The following is a 5,612-nucleotide window of genomic DNA, read 5'->3' on the forward strand; positions in this document are numbered from 1 at the left end:
AGCTTAGCCATATTAAAAGTCATTGGTAAGCAAACATCAGGACAGTTCGTGTAGATAAAATCAGCTACCCAAACCTTTCCATTTAAATCGGATAGTCCAAGGGATTTATTATTTTGATCTGTAAAAGTAAAATCGGCAACTGGCCAGTTTTTGGCATCTTTTATTTCACTATTGCCACAAGCCGACAGAAGAAAGATTGTTAAGATCGATATGATGATTGTCATGACTCTAGTTTTCATTTCTATATCCGCTCCTCTATATATTCGAACCTATTCTAGCAGACAGAAGAGAAAGAAGAAAGAAAAAAATATGGCAAACCTGTGACATTATGCAGNNNNAGTTAAACTGAACAGCAACCTTATGAATTTTATAATCTTTTGATTGTAAATCAGGCTTCTTCCGAAAATCTCCGATGCTTTGCCCAAATGCAATCCCTTTTTCAACAACTACTTGAATAGGTACCTCTGCATATTTAATTTCTGAGCTTTCCAGTAATGCCCACAGAGATAAAACATCATGTAAAGGACTTCCGCTAATGCCTGGGTTAGATTTTTGGTAGAAGGAATAATAATAATCGACCATTGGTTTTACTAAAAGGCCTATTTTATTATTAGTTGAAAGGTAATATTGGTGAAGCGAATCAATAATAGCTGGTGTAATAATAGCAGACATTGTTACATCTAAAGGAAAAAGATGAATTTTCTTATGTGAATTATTTATGAGAATTCTTGCAGCATATGGATCACCAAAAAAATTAGCCTCAGCAATTGGCGTCACATTCCCAGGAACATAAAAGGCCCCGCCCATAATGTAATAATCATTTACCTGTTCCATTATTCGCGGGGACAATATGAAAGCTGTTGCCAAAGAGGATATTCTGCCAATATTGACAATCGTGATGTTATGTTTGTACTTGTCAATCAGAAATTTTACCTCATAAAAATTTTCAAATAAATTTTCAATTACATCGAGATTAGGCACTATGGGACCTAGCCCTTCAAGTCCGTGCACCTCTGGAACATATTCAGGCATTTCACCTGTTAGCGGCAATTCAGCCCCTCCAAAAATAGGGATATTTTTAATACCTGTTACTTCCTGCAAGTAAGCCGCATTTCGAATCGCATCTTTTCTTGACACATTTCCATAATCTGCAACTATCCCAACAATATTAATTTCCTGGCAAAAATAAGCAAATAACATTGCTACAATATCATCAATCCCATAATCGCTAAATATAATGACATTTTTCATCCCCATCATGAATCCCCCCTGCTATTTATCATATTCACATAGCTTGAATAATTAGAAAGAAACATCTAATTTTCAGGGCAGGATCAATTGCTAGGATTACTTATCGTTATTCTTCATGATCATCCACTAAAGGAATAAAAATCTTGAAGGTTGTTCCCTTCCCATTTTGACTTTGCACTTCAATTTTCCCTTGCATTCTTTCGATGATTTGGTAACATACCATTAATCCGATTCCTGTTCCTTTCTCCTTTAATGAATAAAATGCCGTCCCTAACCGTTCTAGTTCTTCCGCACTCATTCCAATTCCTGTATCACTTATTTCAAAAACTCCATACTTTTCATCCTTATAAACCGAAATACTTAATGTACCTCCTACCTTCATAGCTTCGATTCCGTTCTTTAAAATATTAATTAGTACTTGCTTTAGCTCGCTAATATTCCCTTGAATAAAAACCCCTTCATTCAAAGTAGGAACGACCATAATATTTTTTGACATCATGGCATATGAATTCATCAGGTCCAGTACCTTTGAAGCTGTTTCGGCTGCATCCACCTTTTCGGTTTGTTCAATATCTGGCTTTGCTAAAGAAAGATAGTCATTGATAATCGTTTCGGCACGACTCATTTCTTCTATCATTAATCGAATATACATACGCTCTTCATCGCTCATTTGATCTTTAGCCAAAAAGATTTGCAGAAATCCTTTGACAACCGTCATAGGATTTCTTATTTCATGGGCAACAGAGGCTGCAAGCTGCCCAATTGCATTCATTTTTTCTGCTCTTTGAAGTTCTCGCAGAATTTTTGTTTTATGTAAGATTTGTTCCATTTCATCAATAGCTTCTTCAAAGCTGTGCATGGAAACAGCATTTTTATGAGTCGTTCCAAACTCCACAGAGGTGGCAGATAAACGATCAAAAAGCAAGGATAGCTGACTCGTCATATTATTAAATCGTTCGGCTAAAATACCCAAATCAGCCTGGTTTGGAGACATTAATTTCACATTGAAATTTCCATTGCTTACTTCATTAAAGCCCACGATTATTTCATTAACCGGATACATTACTTTTTTCAAGCCTCTTTTTAATATTAAATAACCGCTTATTGTCATCAGGAACAAAATTGCAATTAAATAGGCTGAAATTTCATTTCGGAATTCCGTAATAAGTTGTGCATTTATATCAAAGCTGATTACACCGACAACCTCATAATCTTGTCCAAGAATTGGAACAAAAGCCGATATCCAAGGTCCATACTTATCCTCGTACACTTCAGTAGATATGACTTTTTTAGACGTAACAGCTTTCTTAAAACCGTCTAAGTACACTTTACCCGCCTCATGATAAGAAAATGGGAGCAACCCAATCTTTTTATAACTTTCGGAAGCGGCCAGAATAAAAATTTCAACTTCATTCATAACTTCCGGTGATAGAAGAATGGCATTTGTATAAGGTGCCTTTTCATTTACTAGTGACAGCTTTTCAGTAATACTTTGAAATATAGGATGATCTGCATTTCTATCATCATTTATCCTTTTTATATCCTTCGCATCGAAAGTCGTACTCCACAATGTTGACATTTCAGCAACACGATATTTCATCTGTTTTTCCATCTGGTTAGTTTGCAGGATTAAACTTATTCCAATTGTAATTGAAACTAGAATTAAACTTATTAAAAACGAGAATAGAAAAACTTTTCTGGACAAAGGTAAATTATTAATATGATCCTTCATAAGTCAGTCACCGAATCCTTATATTCTGAAACATTTAATATTTTCGACAAAGTTGAGCAAAATTCCTTTAAAGTCTAGTAATTGTTACAATATTTGCGTACTACTACCTATTATATATGACAAATCAATGAACCATGGGGATCATTTTTAGATTTCAAAATAAATTATGATATAGTAGAATGGTTAGATTCCAGTAAAATAATTAGAATTTAGGTGATTTAATGAGGATTAAATTAATTGCATATTTCGTAACAATTGCAGGCATACTTTCCCTATTATCGGCCTGCACATCCAAAATAGAAGAATCTTCCGGTTCAATTAAGGATGAGAGTGTTCATACTTTCCATGCAGAAAATGGAGACTTGCGCGAATTGACAAAATCTAATGAAGTGCTTCCGGATTTTCTGAATGAAAAGCCCGAGCAAATGCAAATCATATACGGGGCAGCTGCCCAGCACAAGGATTTATTAGAGGCGATTCCATGTTATTGCGGATGCGGAGAATCAGGAGGTCATAAGGATAATTATGATTGTTTTGTATATGAAAATAAACAATCTGGTGAAGTTGTCTGGGATGACCATGGGACACGCTGTGGCGTTTGTTTAGAAACAGCTGCTGAAAGCATTATTCAATACAAAGATGGAAAATCGATAAAAGAGATTCGCCAATACATTGATGATAAGTACAAAGAAGGATATGCGGAACCAACCCCTACCCCATTTCCAATCTAATCTCAACCTAAGCGATAGTCGCTTAGGTTTTTTTTCAATATAAAAAGAGTACCAGCTGCTAAGCCGATACTCAAAAATAGTTCAAGCGTTATTTTTTAATTCTGGAGTCTTAAATAGCTCCTCATACACTGGCCATTTTAAAACTCTTTTTAAATACTCTCGAAAAGAGTGATTCTTCATACCTTTCTTTGAATCCTTATAGAGGGATGTCATGAAAGTTTGCAAACGGACTTGAATCATGAAGTAAAATGGGCTATTTCTCTCTAATACAGGAATTTCCATAATCTTAACCTTCTGTCCAACAGCATTTTTGAACTCCAGGCTTTTAAATAGCAAAATATCAATCCTCTTTTTTACCCGTTTGACTATATTATACATGAATTTTGCTCTCGAAAGGTGTCTAAATATGTGTATATGAAAATATTTTTTCGCATAATTTTTCTTCAAATGCCCGTAAAATTACTTCAGACCCATTAATTTTCGTCTAAAGGTTCGTAATCATTCTGTTCTTCCCATTGCTGTTCCTTCTTTAATTTGCGCTTATAGACAATCTTTGATAAGTTGATGCTAATTTCATATAAGAATAATAACGGAATGGCAACAAGGAAATCTGACATAAAGTCAGGCGGGGAAATAACAATGGCAATAACAATAAGAATAAAGTATGCATATTTTCGAATTTTTGCAAGGGCATATGGGTTAAGTATTCCTAGTGATGTCAAGAACATGACTACAACTGGCAATTCAAACAGTACTCCGAATGGCATGGTCATATTCATAATAAACCGGAAATACTTTTCCGCAGTGAAATTCGTTTCCAGCATCTGCCCACCTAAATCAACAAGAAAGCCCAACACTGTCGGGAAAATAACAAAATAGCCGAAACAAAGACCAACGATAAATAAAATAAATAATGCAGGAATATATGAGAGTGAAATTCTTCTTTCTACCTGACTTAAAGCTGGTTTAACAAATAGCCAAATTTGCAAAGCTAAAACCGGGATTGTCGCTGCAATGGCAACAACAGATGCAATCATAAAGTAAACCCAGATAATATCACTTGGACCAAGTACAATAAGTTTCACATCAAGGTCGCGGACAAACCAATGATAAATTTCTTCCACATACATGAAACCTGCTACAAAGAAAACTAAAAAGGCTGCTATAGTTATAATTAACCTTTTCCTTAATTCATCCAAATGCTCAACTAAGTTCAGTTCTTTATCTTCCATTTTCTTCTCCTGAAAATACTATGTTTGGAATAACGGCAAAAAGACGAAAAAAAAGGCAAGACATTCATCTTGCCATCTTATTTAAGCGTTTTTTTCTTGTCATCCTCTAATTCTTCCATCACGTCACTTGTTAAATCACGAGTAGATTTCTTAAATTCCCTAAGTGTTTGACCGAAAGCACGGCCGATCTCAGGTAATTTTTTTGGGCCAAATATAATTAATGCCAAAACAAGAATTAGAATTAATCCAGGAACTCCGATGTTTGAAAGCATAAACATCCTCCTCAAAATAACTTACTGATAAACCTAAATTCAATTATAGTGCTTTTAACAACGCTTGTGGTAAAAGATCAAGAAAGTTCATATTTAGTTCACAAAACGCTTTACCTTCTTGTCACTATAATAAGCTGTACCATTTTCATTATAATATCGGATGCTATTTTAAACAAGTAAATGGAAAAGATTACTGTCTTTATTAATGTCTGTATAGGCAAATCCTTTTTTATTCATTCGTTGGATTAAACCAGGGTAATCCTCTTTATTCTGCAGCTCAATTCCTACTAAAGCCGGACCATTATCCTTATTATTCTTTTTTGTATATTCAAATCTTGTGATATCATCATTAGGTCCAAGCACTTCATCAAGGAACTCGCGTAATGCACCAGCA

Annotated in this window: 7 protein-coding genes and 1 pseudogene; 1 reads left to right on the forward strand and 7 read right to left on the reverse strand. The window is 34.8% G+C overall.

What is annotated here, in order from left to right; genetic code table 11:
• From V7149_RS10195 to V7149_RS10205, 3 genes are all read right to left on the reverse strand, one after another.
• Positions 1-239 (reverse strand): SCO family protein (locus V7149_RS10195; RefSeq protein ID WP_335345525.1); only part of this gene is annotated, 239 nt, incomplete at its 3' end.
• A 16-nt stretch (positions 240-255) separates the two neighbouring features.
• Positions 256-1,260 (reverse strand): nucleoside hydrolase, encoded by a 1,005-nt coding sequence (locus V7149_RS10200; protein ID WP_335345526.1) that lies wholly within the window; start codon positions 1,258-1,260, stop codon positions 256-258.
• Positions 1,261-1,357: 97 nt separating this feature from the next.
• Complete coding sequence (locus tag V7149_RS10205; RefSeq protein ID WP_335345527.1) at positions 1,358-2,851, reverse strand: ATP-binding protein; 1,494 nt, start codon at positions 2,849-2,851, stop codon at positions 1,358-1,360.
• A gap of 353 nt (positions 2,852-3,204) precedes the next feature.
• Between V7149_RS10205 and V7149_RS10210 the strand changes: the two genes are divergently transcribed.
• Positions 3,205-3,714, forward strand: coding sequence for a PCYCGC motif-containing (lipo)protein (locus tag V7149_RS10210; protein ID WP_335345528.1), 510 nt, complete (start codon positions 3,205-3,207; stop codon positions 3,712-3,714).
• Between the two features lie 81 nt (positions 3,715-3,795).
• On the opposite strand, the gene V7149_RS10215 is transcribed toward V7149_RS10210, so the two are convergent.
• The 4 genes and pseudogenes from V7149_RS10215 to V7149_RS10230 all read right to left on the reverse strand — a co-directional run.
• Positions 3,796-4,050: a DUF2535 family protein gene (locus V7149_RS10215; RefSeq protein WP_335345530.1), complete on the reverse strand. Its 255-nt coding sequence runs from the start codon at positions 4,048-4,050 to the stop codon at positions 3,796-3,798.
• A gap of 137 nt (positions 4,051-4,187) precedes the next feature.
• The gene (tatC, locus tag V7149_RS10220) at positions 4,188-4,946 is read right to left on the reverse strand and encodes a twin-arginine translocase subunit TatC (protein WP_335345529.1); all 759 of its coding nucleotides are present in this window, start codon (positions 4,944-4,946) and stop codon (positions 4,188-4,190) included.
• A gap of 77 nt (positions 4,947-5,023) precedes the next feature.
• Positions 5,024-5,218, reverse strand: coding sequence for a twin-arginine translocase TatA/TatE family subunit (locus V7149_RS10225; protein ID WP_066299667.1), 195 nt, complete (start codon positions 5,216-5,218; stop codon positions 5,024-5,026).
• Positions 5,219-5,386: 168 nt separating this feature from the next.
• Positions 5,387-5,612 (reverse strand): annotated as a pseudogene (locus V7149_RS10230) (threonine dehydratase); the annotation flags it as partial.

It is taken from the genome of Bacillus sp. JJ1503, assembly GCF_036965125.1.
Lineage (GTDB): Bacteria > Bacillota > Bacilli > Bacillales > Cytobacillaceae > Cytobacillus.